This is a genomic window from Streptomyces sp. NBC_01622, from assembly GCF_045209635.1.
In the GTDB taxonomy this organism is placed as follows: domain Bacteria; phylum Actinomycetota; class Actinomycetes; order Streptomycetales; family Streptomycetaceae; genus Streptomyces.
Map to the genome: position 1 here is coordinate 5,450,584 of NZ_CP109293.1, position 14,017 is coordinate 5,464,600.

Below are 14,017 nucleotides of genomic sequence, written 5' to 3' on the forward strand. Positions count from 1 at the left end.
GATTCATCAAAACGGGGGCAACTCTCCCGTATACAAAGGGAATTCCGCCTCGTAAGCCCAGTGCTTATCAAAATTCTTGTCTGGGGCATCTGAGGGGGGAAGATCATCGACCTTCAAATACGTCTTGGGTGGTGTCAGTCCTCGCCTCACCATCTCTTCCCTCATCGCCTTTAGCCTGTACTCCTGGTTACGGGCCAAATTGAGCAGCTGCTCAATATAATCGGTATCTCGTGAACCATTGATCCTTTCCTCGTTGGCACTCCGGTAGTAGTCACTGATTCGACTCTCTACGTTGCGGTGTTGCCTGGAGATCGTGAGCGCCCAATCCGGATCCGGCAAGGTGTTCAAGCCTGATCGCTCGTCAATGCGCATCTCGCCCGAGAACCACTTCACGGCTCGCATGGGGTCGACCCTTTTGCCTGGCACGTACTCCAACTCCTCCTCATAACCCGCAGGATAGATGAGGGCGATGGGTGGCACCCGAAGCGCGCGAGCCAACACAATTGTCTCAGCCACCGAAATATTCGTACGGCGTCCGTTCTCGATATTCGAGATCACGGTGCGGGGAATGGGGGCGCCTAGCTTCTCGCAAGCATCTGACAGTTGTTGCGCGCTCATTCCGCGCGCAAGCCTGTACCGGCGGACCTCCCGAGCGATGGTCGTGCCGACGTGTGTCATCCAGTCCGGTTGCTCCATGTCGACCCAAGCTACGGCAGAGGTTGCGCCGTGTCGACCCGTGCCGTACAGTCCCATCAACCCCGAGCCGAACAGGCTCAACACTGGCAAGGAGTTGCGCCAAAATGACCCAACAGACCACCGCCCGGCGGAAGGGGCTGCCGGTCACCGAGGCACTGGAGCTTCCGGTGATGTTCGACGTCTGGCCGACCCTCGGCGCCGCGCTCGACATTGGCCGCACCGCTACCTACCAGCTCGCCCGCGACGACGCCCTGCCCATCCCGATCTTCCGAGTCGGCAGGCAACTCCGCGCCCGGCGCAGCGACCTCCTGAACTTCCTCGGCCTGACCGAGGAAAACGGCGACGGGGCCGGCGCTGGAACGCCGACCCCGCTTGCCGAGCGCACCACTGCAACCACCTGATCCAGTAGAAGAGAGCACGCTCATGACCAGCGTAATCCCCGAGGCGCCGACGGCGTCGCCTGCCTTCAGAGGGCAGAGCATCAGCACCGTCTTCCACGTCGAGGTGATGAACGACCTCGACACCGGCCAGCCCACGCTGGTCGCCAGCACCCAGGGAAACCACGGTGACCTTCAGGTGGTCACCGCGGAGCAGGTGCGGCGCAAGGCGAACGAGGTGCGCAACACCATCGCCCAGGGAGAGGCACTCGCAGCGGCGTTCGAGGCAGCCACCGCACCGGCCCCCGGGCCGCCCCGCTCGTTCACCTACACGCACTACTTCACCGGCGAGCAGGCCACGTACACCTGCACGCCCTGGTGCTACGGCGGCCACACGAGTGACATGGCGTCGCCGACCAACCCGGTCGACATCGTCTGCTGGAGCCCGGACGACATCGGCGGCAACCTCCCCGTCGACGCCAACACGGGCACCTCTCAGACCTACGACATCCTCAAGTCGCGGATCGCCGTCGAGCCCTTCTCCGACAGCATCTGCGAGCGGCTGCCGCACGCCGTCGTCGAGATCCTCGACGAGCACTACATCGCGCCCCTCGACCCCGACGCCCTCGCTGGCGTCATCGACCTCTTGGCCGAGCGCGTCGAGGCCCTGCGCAAGACCCACGCCCAACTGGTCCGCACCCGCGCCGAGTACATCGCCCGCGGGGAGGCGACGGCATGACGACCACCCACAACCCGAAGGTCGAGCGCGCCCTCGCCGACATCGAGGCCAACAAGACCGGCAAGCCCGAGGTCGACGACTTCCTCGACTTCATCGGCGAACTCATCATCAAGCACGGCGACGCCGGCCCCGTCCTCGCACGAGTCATCGCTCTCATCGAGCAGGAGAAGGCGGAGGCAACGGAATGAGCGCCCAGACCTGCCGCTACGAGTGGTGCCGCGACCACCAGGACGTCGGCGACAACGACGAACCCACCCACAGCAGTCGTACCGCCCGAGTCACCGTGCCCGAGGGATCGGGCGACTGCGTGCTCCCCGAGCAGGCGGCGCTGCTCCGTGCGGACCTGTTCTACGACGAGGCCTTCGTCGAGACCAGCACCGCCGTGTGGATCGCATCCGAGCGCGCGGACGAACTCCGCCTCGACCGCGCTCAGGCCGAGAAGCTGGCCGACGACCTCGAAGTCTTCGTCCGCGACCTGCGCGCCCTCGCCGCGCACCTGCCCGCCGGGGAGGCGAAGTGAACACCGACCCGAAGTCCTTCCGCGCGCAGATCCGCCGCGACCGTAACGCCGGCCGTATCGCCCGCTACAAGGCCCGCACCATCTTCTCCGTCTGCGACCTCGCCGAACGGCAGAGTCGCAATATCCCCGACGTCCACAAGACGGTGGGCTTCATGGGACTCGGCAGCCTGCGCCCCGCGCTCGCCGACCCCGACGACGGTGACGGCGACTGGTTCTTCGTCCACGAAGTCCTGGACATCACCGGGGCCACCCCCGAGCAGTGGCACCAGCTCCGCGACGAGGAAATCGCCGAGTCCGCCGAGGAGCCCGCCACAGTCCCGAGAGTTGACGAGTTCACCAACCACCGCGCCGACGGCGGCACTCATCAAGTCCCCGTCTGCAACTGGCAGGTCGCCTTGCTGCTCGCCCTCGACGGACCGTGGGGTGAGGAACTGATGGCCAACGCCATGCCCGCGTTCCGGCGGGCCGCCGTCGAGTCTGGGATCGCCGACCGGATCGACGTCGTACGGATCGCCGAGGACGGCACCGCTCACGAGACCGGCGAGTCCATGGCCGAGGCCATCCTCCGCGACGGGCCGCTGCCCTCCGCCGAAGTCGTCCGCGAACAGATCCGGCGCGGTCCGTTCGGCGCCCTGGCCGACGGCTCCGGCTGACAGACCGCCGGGGGCGGGTCAATCCCCCCGACCCGCCCCCGGCTTCACGGACAACCACCAGATCCAGTTCAAGGGACACGTTCGTGAACGAGGAACACCCCCCCGACCTCCGGGCTTCCGCCCGAGAGATGGACGACGTCGGCCTCTGCGTCCTCAAGGTCAAGGCCGACGGCAGCAAGAAACCTGCCTTCGCGTGGCTGCAGTACAAGGTGAACCGGTCCACCCCCGCCGAACACGACCAGTGGTTCAGCGGAGACCGCCCGGCCGGTATCGCCGTCGTCTACGGAGCCGTCTCCGGCAACGTCGAGCTGCTCGAAGTCGAAGGCCACGCCGTCCGCGACGGCATCCTCGACGAACTCACCGAGATCATGGACGCCTCCGGGCTCGGCGAACCCTGGCGCGCCCTCCTCGACGGCTGGGCCAGCGAGTCACCCTCTGGCGGCCGGCACTACCGCGCCCGGATAGAGAGCGGCAACGTCCCCGGCAACACCAAGCTCGCGTCCCGCCTGGCTCGCGAGGACGAGTACACGGATGAGGAACGGCAGCGGCTCCGCGAGAAGCCCAACGCCAAGATCATCCGCGTGCAGGTCGAAACCCGGGGCGAGGGCGGGTACGGAATCGTCGAACCGTCCGGCGGCACCGTGCACCCCAGCGGAAAGCCGTACCTCCGCCTCGCCGGTGGCCCCGCCACCATCCCCACCATCGACGCCGACACGATGGACGCGATCCGCGACGTCTGCCGCATGCTCGACACCCTGCCCTCCGAGGAGAGGGCGAAGACCGCACCGCGGCCGAAGCGGGAACTGCCTGCCGGTGTCGTACGCCCCGGCGACGACTTCGAGAACAAGGCCGACTGGCCCGAGATCATCGGCGACGACTTCGATCCGGTCTTCACCCGCGGCAGCACCACGTACTGGCGGCGCAAGGGCAAGAACCGCGGGATCTCCGCGACCACCGGTCACGCCAAAGACCGCGACCGGCTGTTCGTCTTCAGCACCTCCACGGTGTTCGTGGCCGAGACGCCGTACGACAAGTTCGCCGCGTACACCCTGCTCACCCAGGGCAGCACCAACGCAGACGCGTTCAAGAGGGCCGCCGCCGAACTCCGCAACCGAGGGTTCGGATGCTGGCCACGGCAAACTCACGGCAGCCTCGTACCCCAGTCCACCGGCCCGTTCACCGACGGCTCCTCGGCACTCGACCCCGATCAAGTTCCGGACGACCAAGAGGCGTTCGAGGGTGGGCCACGCCTGCGCGTCGTCAGCACAAAGCCCGAGCTGGACATCACCATCGAGGCCGACGCCCTGGAGGGCGCGCTGGAACTCATGGGTGACGGCCGCCTGTCTGATCTGTACAAGCGCTCCAGTGGCCCGACCTGGGTCCGCCAGGACGACAACGGCAACCCACTCATGCAGCAACTCGGCGCCGACAACATGCGCGCGTACTTCGCCGAGCACATCGCGACGTTCCAGGTGGTCCCGGACCCGCTCACCCAGGGCATGAAGAAAGTCCGCGAGCTGTTCATGCCGAAAACCTGCGGCACGATCCTCGGCCGTAAGGACTGGCCGCTTCCACCCCTGCGCGGAATCGTCACCTCACCCGTCATCCGGCAGGACGGGACCCTTCTCCAGGCGCCCGGCTACGACAAGGCCACCGGGCTCTACCTTCAACCGCGCGTACCGCTCCGCCGTCTGCAGCCGCAGGTGACGGACGAAAGCCTCAAGCGCGCCAAGGAAATCGTTCTGGACCAGATGCTGGCCGACTTCCCGTGGGCGGAACCGTCCGACCGAGCCCACTTCCTCGGCGCGTTGCTCACACCGATCCTGCGCCCGTACTTCTACGGCCCGACCCCGATGTTCATCATCACCGCGACCGCCCCCAGCAGCGGCAAGAGTCTCCTGAAGGACATCCTCAAGTACGCCTACGGCATCGCCGAGACGGCCTGGCCCGAGAACGACACCGAGCTGCGGAAGAGCATCACCACCCAGCTCTACACCACCGGACAGCCCGTCGTCGTCCTCGACAACCTGCCCAACGGCTTCATCGTGAAGTCCCCCGTGCTGTCCTCCCTGCTCACTGCCGAGCACTGGGGTGACCGCGTCCTCGGCTCCACCAACTCCATCACCATGCCCAACGATCGCCTTTGGATCGTCACCGGGAACGGCCTGCGTACGGGTGGGGACAACGGGCGCCGCGCAATGTGGGTACGTCTCGACCCGAACTGCCCCGACCCGGACCAGCGCGACGGATTCCGTGTCGGTGACCTGCGTCCGTGGCTGCGGGCCAACGCGTCCACCGTCGTGGCCGCCGCCGTCACCATGGTCCGGGCCTGGCTCGCCGACGGTGCCAAGCCCGTACGCGTCCGCAAGGGCGACTACTCGGAGTGGGCCAGCATGATGGCCGGCCTCCTCAAGTACCTCGGTGTCGAGGGGTGGATGGCCGACCGCGGCCAGAACACGGGCCAGGACGAGGAAGAGCAGGAGTGGGCCGCGTTCCTCGCAGCCTGGCACCGCAAGCTCGGAGACTCCGCCGTACCGGCCGGTGCAGTCATCGCGGCCGTCCCAGAGCAAGTGCCCCGGCTGAAGAACGGCGAGCTGCCTTCCTCCCAGGTCCTGGGCGGCTGGCTGAAAAGCCGGGAAGGCCGCTACTTCAGCGCCCCGGAGCTCGACAACTACAAGCCCGTCAAGGTCTGGGACTCCCACAAGTGCCAGAACCTGTGGCGCGTCGAGGTCCACCAGGGCAGCAGCGCGACCGGGAGTGCGCGGTGACCCGCGCCGTTGCAGGGAGTGCAGGGACTTTGCAGGGAGCCGTGCAGGGAGTTGCCGCACTCCCTGCACCGGCCGTGACCAGCGGAGATGCAGGGACGCAGGGACTTGCAGGGACCTGCCGTTCCTCCCTCACTGCGCATGCGCATCACATGCACATCGTGCATCACATGTCCGTGTCTCTCCGCATCAACATCAAAGCCCAGTTCCTTCACTGCGTTGGCATAGAGAGAACTCCCTGCAAGTCCCTGCCTCCCTGCAAAACCGCATGTCAGAGGCGATTGGGCACGGGCTCCAGCTCCCTGCACCACTCCCTGCAGCTCCCTGCACTCCCTGCAAAACCCCAGGACTCCACGAACCGAGGTGACCGCCATGTCCGAACTGCCTGAGACGTTCACCCCGAGGCCCTACCAAGCCGACGCCATCAAGGCACTCACCGAAGGCTGGCAAGGCCCTCACAACCGGCTCGCCGTCGTCCTCCCGACCGGCGCCGGCAAGACCGTCGTCTTCTCCAACCTCGTCAGCGAGATGCTCACCCAGCTCGACGGCCACCGCGCCCTGGTCATCGCCCACCGCGAAGAACTCCTCGCCCAGGCCGCCGACAAGATCCGCGCCGTACGACCCGACCTGCGCGTCGGCATCGTCAAGGCCGAGCGCGATGAGCACCAGGACGTCGACGTCGTCGTGGCCAGCATTCAGACCCTGGCGGTCGAGCGGCGCCGCGAGGCCATCCGCGATATCGGCCTGATCATCGTCGACGAATGCCACCACGCCGCGGCCCGCACCTACCTCGATGTTCTGGAGCACTTCGGTGCCTGGCGCCGTATCCCCGTCGCCGGGTTCACGGCGACGATGACCCGCGCCGACGGAGGCCTGGCCGACGTCTGGGACGAGGTCGTGTTCACCCTCGACATCCTGGAGATGATCGAGGACGGCTACCTGTGCGACGTCCGCGGCAAACGCATCACCGTCCCGGGCCTCGACCTGGACTCTGTGAAGACCCGCAACGGTGACCTACAGGAAGGCCAGCTCGGCCAGGCTCTGGACGACTCGGGCGCCGCACAGGTCGTAGCGGAGGCGTACCGGCTGCACGCCGGCGACAGGCCCGGCGTCGTCTTCACGCCGACGGTGGACACCGCGCAGTCCATGGCCGAGGCCTTCACCGCCACGGGCATCCCGGCCGCCGCGGTGTGGGGCGACATGCCCAAGGACGACCGTGCGGCCACCCTCGACCGGTACAAGACCGGGGCCGTCCAAGTCCTCACCAACTGCATGGTTTTGACGGAAGGCTTCGATGCTCCGTGGACGTCGTGCGTGGTGATCGCCCGGCCCACGAAGTCGGCCGGCCTGTACTGCCAGATGGCAGGCCGGGCGCTGCGCCTGTCCCCGGAGACCGGGAAGAAGGACGCTCTCGTCCTCGACGTGATGGGTGCCTCCACCCGCCACAAGCTGGCGTCCATCGTCGACCTCACCGGCCGCGAGGTCGTCATGTCCGACGAGGACCAGACGCTGCGCGAGGCCGTCCGGGAGACCGAGGAGAAAGCCAAGCGGGTCATCGACATCTCGCGCGTCCAGGTCGAGGAGATCGACCTGTTCCACAACTCGTCGGTGCGCTGGCTGAAGACCGAGTCGGGGGTGTGGTTCATACCTGTCGCCGATGCCACCTACGTCTTCCTGATCCGCAACCCGGTCGACCGGACGTACTGGCTCCGCAGGTTCGACACCGCCAACGGCGTCGTCGGCCCGAAGCACGATGTGCCGTTGCCGCTGGCGGACGCCAAGGCGTGGCTGGAGCAGCAGGCCCGTGCCATGGGCAGCCGGTGGCTGGCCGTCCGTACGGCGCCGTGGCGCAACAGGCCGGCGAGCGTCAAGCAGCTCAACTTCTGCCGTATGGCCCGCATCGCGGTACCGCCGGGCTGCACCGCCGGTGAGGTCTCCGACCTCCAGGCCGTCCACCAGTTCACGACGGTCCTCAACCGCCTCAACGTCATGGCCGCAGCATGAAAGGGGACTCAGTGCAGAACACGGTTCCGAAGGTGATCGGCCTCGACGTCAGCCTCACCTGCACTGGCGTGGCGGGCGAGGGCTGGACGGACACCGTCCGCCCGCGCACCGGGCTGCGCGGGCACCCACGGCTCTCCTTCATCGTCGACCAGGTCGTCGACCACATCCGCAACGCCGACCTGGTGGTCATCGAAGGCCCGTCGTTCGGCGGCGGAGTCGCCCACCGCCACGAGGACTTGGCCGGCCTCCGCGTGATGGTCCGCCACGCCTGCTGGCGCCGCAGCATCCCCTACGCCATAGCCCCGCCGTCCTGCCGCGCCCTCTACGCCACAGGCAAGGGCTCCGGTTCCAAGGGCGCCGTACGCGATGCGGTTCGTGAGCGGTACGGCGTCGAGTGCGATGGGCCCGGCCGGTACGACCAGGCCGATGCCTACACGCTCCTCGCCATGGGCCTGCACCACCTCGGCTGGCCGCTCGCCGTCGTACCCGATACCCACCGCCGGGGCCTCGACGGATGCCAGTGGCCCGACACGGAAGGACTCGCCGCATGAGTGACCACGACGTCCAGCTGCTCGCCGAAGGTGCCGCGATCGGCATGTACATCATGCTGATCCTCCAGCTCCTCTACTGGAACCTCGACGACCGCCGCGACCGGAAGGTGGAGCGCGCGGCCAGGGCCCTGCTCGACGAGGCGCGCGCCAAGGCCGACGCATGAGCGCGTCCTGCGGCCTGTGCGACGAGGACACCGACGGCCGGTACCTGTGCGAGCGGGACACCGTCACCCTCGCCGGACGCCTCCACCAGTTGCCCGTCCTCGACTCCGAACTGTCGATGCACCTGGTGCCCGCACGCTCCGGGTTCGGGGAGCTGGTCACCGCGCACACGGCCGGCCCGCGGTCGCCGATCAACGAGGCCGTGTTCGACGAGATGCAGAACAGTCGCGCGGTCGAGGTCATGCACTCGTGGCGGGTGGACGTACAGCGGGTGCGCTGGCCGCAGCACTCGCCGCCGCCTCCGTCTGGGCTGGCCGCGGACTGCCGCTGGCTCGGCATGGAACTGGAGTGGATCGCCTTCCGGTATCCGGCGGCCGGTGATCTGGCGTCCGAAGTCCGCTCGCTGGAGGCCGAGTTGCGGTCGCTCGTCGGGGACCCGGTGCCGCGCCGTCAGCGGCTCGGCCTGTGTATCGCGGTGACGGACGACCGGGGCACGGTGTGCGGTGCGGTGCTGTCCCGGCTGCCCGGCGAGTCGGTGCGCTGCCGGTGGTGCCGGACGGAGTACCGGAGCGAGCAGGACTTGCTGCTGCTGCGGCACTACCAGCCGCGGGAGTTGGCGTGATCTCCTTGCGTCCAACACCCATGTTGGATACGCTCGTTCCGATGAACCCGAAGTCCTGGCGGGACCGGGTCCACGACGAAGAGAAGCTGTTGGAGCAGCTGAACGGACTCGTATCCGACGCCGCCACACGACGAGCCGAAGCCCTACGCGAAGGCGTAGCGCAACTCGGCACGGTCGCCGACGTCGCCCGAGACCTCGGGCGCAGCTGGCAGGCCGTCGACCAGGCGCTCAAGAGAGACGAGCGCAAACGAAAGAAGGCGTCCGAACCGAACGCCCCCACAACCGAATAGACCACGAGGGCCGGACGGCAGCACGGGTGTTGGAGCACCCGGCGCGCGCACCGCCCGACCCTCTACCGAACTACCTGATGAAGCCAGGAGTCGGCATGACCGATCTTTCCATGTCCGCATGCGCGGACAACACCACCGTCGGCGAGGCCCGCGAACTGCGCCGGCTGCTGGCCGTCGTCCTCGACGCCATCACCCTCGACTACGCCGCCCCCGACTACGAGCGGCGCCTTGCCGACCGCGCCGGATGGGCCCACACCGTCCTCACCGCGGTCACCGACGGCACCAGCAACGACATCGGCTGGGAGGCCGATTTCCTCCGCTCCAAGCTCACCGCCGAGGAGACCGAGGCCGCCGACAAGGCCGTCCGCGCCTCCGTCGACCGCGCCTTCCCCACCGTCGCCGCTTTCCTCGCAGACGAGCGAGGTGAAGGCAAGTGAGCACCGACCCCCGCACCGCCACGGTGAACGTCTTCGTCACCAAGCCCCTGGAGATCAACGAGCCCGCGTGGTGCAAGGGTCACGCCGACGACCGCGCCGGCTACAAGGTCGACATCTCACACGACGGACCCGAGCACGTCGTCGCCCCCGGGGACCGGGAGATGTTCCGGGCGTTCATCTCGCAGGCCCCGTTCTCCAACGTCGACCCGACCGTCAGCCTGTACATCGAGCCCGACATGGAGCCCCGCTCCTGCACGCCCGACGAGGTCCACCAGTTCGCCGACGACCTCGTCGAGGCCGCCGCACAACTGCGCGCCCTCGGTCGCCAGCTGGCCGAGATTCTCGCCGGGGGTGCGGCGTGAGTGCGATGTCCCGTGCAACCCGCAGGATCGTCGTCGCGCACCTCACCGAGCACGGCATGAATCCGGCGGAGATCGCGTCTGAGCTGGAGGTTTCCGCCGACACCGTGCGAAGGGACCTCCGCGAGGCGCCCCCGGCAGTTGTGACCGAGACGGTCACGGCTGCGCCGCCGCCTGCGCCCGGTCTGCTGCTCCCCGAGAGCACGCAACTCCGGCAGGACTTGAACCTCCTCGCCGCCTCATACCGGGCGCAATCCGAGGACGTCGCACGGTTCGCGATCCACGTTGCTGCGGAGGCAATCCGCCGGCGGATGCAGGCCCGGTTCGCCGCCGACGACCGGCAGGGGGTGCGGTCGTGAGGTGGTTGGTCGTAGGCGCGCTCCTCGGTCTGCTGGCCGTGTTCCCGTCGCTCCTCGCGGTCGTCGCCGCCATCGCCGCGGCGATCCTCGGCAAGCCCGTCCTGGTCGCGTTCGGTGTCGGTCTCGCCGTGCGGCCGACCGTCACCCGGCGGGTCAGAGGGTGGGCGCCGTGACCGAACCCTCTCCACTGGACAAGGCGGAGGCCGCGGTGACGGAAGCGGCCGTGAACACTGCGGCCGTACAAGTCGCCCTGGCCGCAGTCGAGCTGGCGAAGCTCGCCAGCACCCAGCAGCAGCCCGCACCGCCGACGTGCAGTCACCAGGCCAAGCCCGGCCGCAGTGCCGGCGAGTGGCTGGCCATCGCCTGCGCTGTGTGCGTCGGCGGGATCGGCATCGCGTTCGCGTCGATCGCCATCGCGATCGGTGGCCTGTCCGTCGCGATCCTCGCCCTCGTCCTCCGCTCCATCTGGCGCGACGTCATGAAGGGCCGCTGACCTGCCCTTCCGTGCTCTCTGGTGATCACTTTATGGGCTTCCGTAAAGCGATCACCGGGGGTGCGGTGGGGCCGGACAGTCCGGCCCACGACCAGAAGGACCCACCGTGACCTTCCAAGACCGCATGTTTCTCGCCTCGCAGGCCGTGTACGAGGAGATCACCCGAGGCGAATGCCCCGACGTAGAAGCCGCCCTGCTGGACGCGCAGATGAACGCCTCCGTAGAGGACGACGACCGATGAGCAAGACCACCCAAGAGCAGTACGTCCAGCTTGCGTGGAACGCCACCGCCAGGGCCGAGAAGCTCGCCCGGGACGCCGAGCGGTACGCCCGCGACGAGGACTTCCGGCACAAGGTCGAACCCCTCGCCACCGCCGGCCGGTTGTGGGCCGAGGTCGCGCAGTCCTACACCGCCATCATCGCCGCCGTGCTGCCCGAGCCGCTGCCCGAACTCCCCACCACCGAACCGACGGAGCACTGACCATGGCCAAGCCCGACGACTTCCGCTTCAAGGACTTCACCGGCACAGAGAAGGCCCGCATCGTCCTGCTCGCCGCCCGGATGGGGTGGCGCGGGATGGCCGGCCCCGAGGTCGACATCTCCGACCTGAAGCGCAAGGCCGAGCGCATCGAGAAGAACGCCGAGCGCCGCAAGAACAAGCAGTAGCAACGCCCCGGGGACGGCGTCTCGCCTGCAAGCTGCCGCCGTCCCCGGGCCCCGGACCGCCCCATCAGAACGACCGGAGACCCAGCATGACAGCCGACCTGATCAAGACGTCACCGGACGCCACCCAGGACGCTCAGGACGCCCCGGCTCCCGAGGCGTCCTCGAACCGTCCCGAGGCGTCCCGGCCTCAACGCCGCATCCGCGCCGAGTCGCTGCGCCGCGTCCTGGTCGAGACCCGCCAGAACCCCGCCTACCGCGCCGCCGTCCGCCACGGCGCCTACACGTGGGGAGGCTTCCGCATTCTGACCCGCCGTACCTGGGAGGCCCGCACCACGGCCATGCACCACCGCATGATGCGCATCGCCGAAGCCTCCGGCAACGAGGAGATGGTGCAGAAGTGGGAACAGCGGGCGTATGCGTACAGGTTCGCCCGCCACAAGAGGCGCATGGACCTCCTGCAGATGGCCATCAACCTGCCGAAGGCCGTGTTCACGACGGTCGTGGCCGGTGCGGGCGTACTGCTGCTGCTCGGCATCCTGATCGCCTGGCACAACCACGACGTCGCCGACGTCCTCGGGCCGCTCGACGCCGTCATCCAACTCGTGGCGTGGCTGGGGTTCCTGGCCTCCGTGATCTGGGACCCGCTCCTCTACTCCCTGCCGCTCCTCGCCATGGCCGGCGCTTGGGCGGTCGGCCGCAACCAGCGGACCGCGCCCACCTGGGCCCTGCCCGCCGATGGCGACGAGCGGGACGTCGTGCCTGATGAGAACGCCATCACGAGGGCGCTCGGCAAGCTCGGCATCCCGCCGCTGAACGCGGCCATCAAAGAGGGCTGGCGGCCCCGCTGGGTGCAGCCCTCGACCCGCTCCGGGAACGGCTGGCACGCACAGCTGCAGCTGCCGGAGGGCGTGCCCGTCGAGATGATCGCCGACAAGAAGCAGACCCTCGCGCACAATTTGATGCGCAAGCCGATCGAGGTGTGGCCGACCGAGCCGCGCGACCAGGCCGGCGTACTGGACCTGTGGGTCGCCGACCCCGGTGTCCTCACCAAGCCGGTACCGCCCTGGCCGCTCCTGACCGAGGGCACCACCGACTTCTTCAAGGGCGTCCCTGCCGCACTCAACGCCCGCGGTGAGCAGGTCATCGGCCGGCTGATGGCTGCGAACTACCTGATCGCCGGAATCATGGGTTCGGGCAAGTCGTCGCTGGTCGTCGCCCTGCTGCTCGGCGCGATGCTCGACCCGCTGGTCGAGATCGACGTGCACGTCCTGGCGTACAACAACGACTACGACGCGATGCGGCCCCGCCTGCGGACCCTGGTCAAGGGCGATGACGACGAGCACGTGGTCGCGGCCATGGACACGCTGCGCGCCCTGGCCGGCGAGGTGTCCCGCCGGGGGCAGGAACTGGAGCGCCTCGGTACGGACACCAAGGTCACCCGCGAGATGGCGGAACGCGACCCGTCCATGCGCCCTCGGATCGTCGTGTTCGACGAGGTCCACGAGCTGTTCACGCACCGGGAGTACGGCAAGGAGGCCAAGGAACTGGCGCTGAAGGTCACCAAGAAGGCCAGGAAGACGGCCATCATGCTGATGTGGATCACCCCGGATGCGGATGCGGCGAGCCTGCCGCGCGGGATCGCCAAGACCGTGTCCCACAAAGTCGCGTTCGCGATCAACGACCACCAGGGCAACGACGCGATCCTCGGCACCGGCATGCACAAGAACGGGTACTCGGCGACAACCCTCGTCGCAGGTGAAGACGTCGGCACCGCCATGGCCGCAGGCTTCGGAAAGACCCCCGGGCTGATCCGCTCCTACTACGTGCGCAAGGAAGCGGGCATCGACGAGGTGACGCCGGTCGTCGAGCGCGCCATGAAGGCGTACAAGAGCGACGCGGGCGTGTGGGAGGTGCCCACCTTCGAGGTGGCCGACCCGCTCGCGGACATCGCGGCCGTCCTCGGGCACGAGCCCCGGATGCGGACACAGGACGTGCTGCACGGCCTCCAGGACCGCAGCCCAGTCGCCTACGGCTCGTGGTCGTTCCGGGACCTCAAGGCCGTCCTCGACGATGCCGGACACGGCGTGTACAAGACCGACGGCGGCAAGATGCACGTCAGCCTCGACCGCATCCTCGACGCCATCGCAGCCCGCGACGACGACACCGACGACGAGGGAGGCACCGAAGACTAAGGGAGTTCTCCCCAACCGCCTCCCTAGCCGCCTCCCTGTACATGACCTGCCGTTATGGCCAATCAGGGAGGCAAGGGAGGCACCTTGCAAGGTCACTGGATGACCCCGCAAACGGGGCTTGAGCCTCCCCTTC

At 68.1% G+C, this 14,017-nt stretch carries 21 protein-coding genes; 20 read left to right on the plus strand and 1 reads right to left on the minus strand.

Translation table 11 applies throughout. The features are described from left to right. Positions 1–6: 6 nt before the first annotated feature. Complete coding sequence (locus OH768_RS24840; protein WP_406457048.1) at positions 7–696, minus strand: helix-turn-helix domain-containing protein; 690 nt, start codon at positions 694–696, stop codon at positions 7–9. 104 nt (positions 697–800) lie between these two features. Here OH768_RS24840 and OH768_RS24845 point away from each other — a divergent pair, with 104 nt between their 5' ends. The 20 genes from OH768_RS24845 (at position 801) to OH768_RS24940 (ending at position 13,884) form a co-directional block, all read left to right on the plus strand. Next, the gene (locus OH768_RS24845; RefSeq protein ID WP_406457050.1) at positions 801–1,097 is read left to right on the plus strand and encodes a hypothetical protein; all 297 of its coding nucleotides are present in this window, start codon (positions 801–803) and stop codon (positions 1,095–1,097) included. A gap of 22 nt (positions 1,098–1,119) precedes the next feature. Continuing rightward, entirely contained in the window at positions 1,120–1,812 is a 693-nt protein-coding gene (locus tag OH768_RS24850; RefSeq protein ID WP_406457052.1) for a DUF6907 domain-containing protein, read from the plus strand. After that, on the plus strand, positions 1,809–2,000 hold the full coding sequence (locus OH768_RS24855; RefSeq protein WP_406457054.1) for a hypothetical protein: 192 nt from the start codon (positions 1,809–1,811) through the stop codon (positions 1,998–2,000). The genes OH768_RS24850 and OH768_RS24855 overlap by 4 nt, the downstream gene beginning before the upstream one ends. Beyond that, a complete protein-coding gene (locus tag OH768_RS24860) occupies positions 1,997–2,332 on the plus strand; it encodes a DUF6907 domain-containing protein (RefSeq protein ID WP_406457056.1) in 336 nt (111 codons plus the stop codon). The genes OH768_RS24855 and OH768_RS24860 overlap by 4 nt, the downstream gene beginning before the upstream one ends. After that, a complete protein-coding gene (locus OH768_RS24865) occupies positions 2,329–2,985 on the plus strand; it encodes a hypothetical protein (RefSeq protein WP_406457058.1) in 657 nt (218 codons plus the stop codon). Before OH768_RS24860 ends, OH768_RS24865 begins: the two co-directional genes overlap by 4 nt. Positions 2,986–3,068: 83 nt before the next feature. After that, complete coding sequence (locus tag OH768_RS24870) at positions 3,069–5,753, plus strand: bifunctional DNA primase/polymerase (RefSeq protein WP_406457060.1); 2,685 nt, start codon at positions 3,069–3,071, stop codon at positions 5,751–5,753. 369 nt (positions 5,754–6,122) lie between these two features. Beyond that, entirely contained in the window at positions 6,123–7,754 is a 1,632-nt protein-coding gene (locus tag OH768_RS24875; protein WP_406457062.1) for a DEAD/DEAH box helicase, read from the plus strand. Between the two features lie 11 nt (positions 7,755–7,765). After that, positions 7,766–8,305 (plus strand): hypothetical protein, encoded by a 540-nt coding sequence (locus OH768_RS24880; protein ID WP_406457064.1) that lies wholly within the window; start codon positions 7,766–7,768, stop codon positions 8,303–8,305. After that, entirely contained in the window at positions 8,302–8,469 is a 168-nt protein-coding gene (locus OH768_RS24885; RefSeq protein WP_406457066.1) for a hypothetical protein, read from the plus strand. The genes OH768_RS24880 and OH768_RS24885 overlap by 4 nt, the downstream gene beginning before the upstream one ends. Then, positions 8,466–9,089, plus strand: coding sequence for a hypothetical protein (locus tag OH768_RS24890; protein ID WP_406457068.1), 624 nt, complete (start codon positions 8,466–8,468; stop codon positions 9,087–9,089). The genes OH768_RS24885 and OH768_RS24890 overlap by 4 nt, the downstream gene beginning before the upstream one ends. A gap of 41 nt (positions 9,090–9,130) precedes the next feature. Beyond that, positions 9,131–9,379 carry a hypothetical protein gene (locus tag OH768_RS24895; RefSeq protein ID WP_406457070.1) on the plus strand — a complete coding sequence of 83 codons (249 nt, stop codon included), beginning with the start codon at positions 9,131–9,133 and terminating at the stop codon, positions 9,377–9,379. Between the two features lie 95 nt (positions 9,380–9,474). Further along, a complete protein-coding gene (locus OH768_RS24900; protein WP_406457072.1) occupies positions 9,475–9,816 on the plus strand; it encodes a hypothetical protein in 342 nt (113 codons plus the stop codon). After that, positions 9,813–10,178: a DUF6907 domain-containing protein gene (locus tag OH768_RS24905; RefSeq protein ID WP_406457074.1), complete on the plus strand. Its 366-nt coding sequence runs from the start codon at positions 9,813–9,815 to the stop codon at positions 10,176–10,178. Before OH768_RS24900 ends, OH768_RS24905 begins: the two co-directional genes overlap by 4 nt. A 5-nt stretch (positions 10,179–10,183) precedes the next feature. After that, on the plus strand, positions 10,184–10,534 hold the full coding sequence (locus OH768_RS24910; RefSeq protein ID WP_406457076.1) for a hypothetical protein: 351 nt from the start codon (positions 10,184–10,186) through the stop codon (positions 10,532–10,534). Further along, entirely contained in the window at positions 10,531–10,707 is a 177-nt protein-coding gene (locus OH768_RS24915) for a hypothetical protein (protein WP_406457078.1), read from the plus strand. Before OH768_RS24910 ends, OH768_RS24915 begins: the two co-directional genes overlap by 4 nt. After that, complete coding sequence (locus OH768_RS24920; RefSeq protein ID WP_406457080.1) at positions 10,704–11,027, plus strand: hypothetical protein; 324 nt, start codon at positions 10,704–10,706, stop codon at positions 11,025–11,027. The genes OH768_RS24915 and OH768_RS24920 overlap by 4 nt, the downstream gene beginning before the upstream one ends. Positions 11,028–11,133: 106 nt before the next feature. Then, the gene (locus OH768_RS24925; protein WP_406457082.1) at positions 11,134–11,268 is read left to right on the plus strand and encodes a hypothetical protein; all 135 of its coding nucleotides are present in this window, start codon (positions 11,134–11,136) and stop codon (positions 11,266–11,268) included. Continuing rightward, positions 11,265–11,507, plus strand: coding sequence for a hypothetical protein (locus tag OH768_RS24930; RefSeq protein ID WP_406457084.1), 243 nt, complete (start codon positions 11,265–11,267; stop codon positions 11,505–11,507). Before OH768_RS24925 ends, OH768_RS24930 begins: the two co-directional genes overlap by 4 nt. 2 nt (positions 11,508–11,509) lie before the next feature. Further along, complete coding sequence (locus OH768_RS24935) at positions 11,510–11,692, plus strand: DUF6257 family protein (RefSeq protein ID WP_406457086.1); 183 nt, start codon at positions 11,510–11,512, stop codon at positions 11,690–11,692. Positions 11,693–11,778: 86 nt separating this feature from the next. After that, entirely contained in the window at positions 11,779–13,884 is a 2,106-nt protein-coding gene (locus tag OH768_RS24940; RefSeq protein WP_406457088.1) for a cell division protein FtsK, read from the plus strand. The last annotated feature ends 133 nt before the right edge of the window (positions 13,885–14,017 follow it).

Coding starts and splice junctions, on each gene's coding strand:
- OH768_RS24840 (WP_406457048.1), bottom strand. CDS start 696: ATGGAGCAACCGGACTGGATGACACACGTCGGCACGACCATCGCTCGG.
- OH768_RS24845 (WP_406457050.1), top strand. CDS start 801: ATGACCCAACAGACCACCGCCCGGCGGAAGGGGCTGCCGGTCACCGAG.
- OH768_RS24850 (WP_406457052.1), top strand. CDS start 1,120: ATGACCAGCGTAATCCCCGAGGCGCCGACGGCGTCGCCTGCCTTCAGA.
- OH768_RS24855 (WP_406457054.1), top strand. CDS start 1,809: ATGACGACCACCCACAACCCGAAGGTCGAGCGCGCCCTCGCCGACATC.
- OH768_RS24860 (WP_406457056.1), top strand. CDS start 1,997: ATGAGCGCCCAGACCTGCCGCTACGAGTGGTGCCGCGACCACCAGGAC.
- OH768_RS24875 (WP_406457062.1), top strand. CDS start 6,123: ATGTCCGAACTGCCTGAGACGTTCACCCCGAGGCCCTACCAAGCCGAC.
- OH768_RS24885 (WP_406457066.1), top strand. CDS start 8,302: ATGAGTGACCACGACGTCCAGCTGCTCGCCGAAGGTGCCGCGATCGGC.
- OH768_RS24890 (WP_406457068.1), top strand. CDS start 8,466: ATGAGCGCGTCCTGCGGCCTGTGCGACGAGGACACCGACGGCCGGTAC.
- OH768_RS24895 (WP_406457070.1), top strand. CDS start 9,131: ATGAACCCGAAGTCCTGGCGGGACCGGGTCCACGACGAAGAGAAGCTG.
- OH768_RS24900 (WP_406457072.1), top strand. CDS start 9,475: ATGACCGATCTTTCCATGTCCGCATGCGCGGACAACACCACCGTCGGC.
- OH768_RS24910 (WP_406457076.1), top strand. CDS start 10,184: ATGTCCCGTGCAACCCGCAGGATCGTCGTCGCGCACCTCACCGAGCAC.
- OH768_RS24930 (WP_406457084.1), top strand. CDS start 11,265: ATGAGCAAGACCACCCAAGAGCAGTACGTCCAGCTTGCGTGGAACGCC.
- OH768_RS24935 (WP_406457086.1), top strand. CDS start 11,510: ATGGCCAAGCCCGACGACTTCCGCTTCAAGGACTTCACCGGCACAGAG.
- OH768_RS24940 (WP_406457088.1), top strand. CDS start 11,779: ATGACAGCCGACCTGATCAAGACGTCACCGGACGCCACCCAGGACGCT.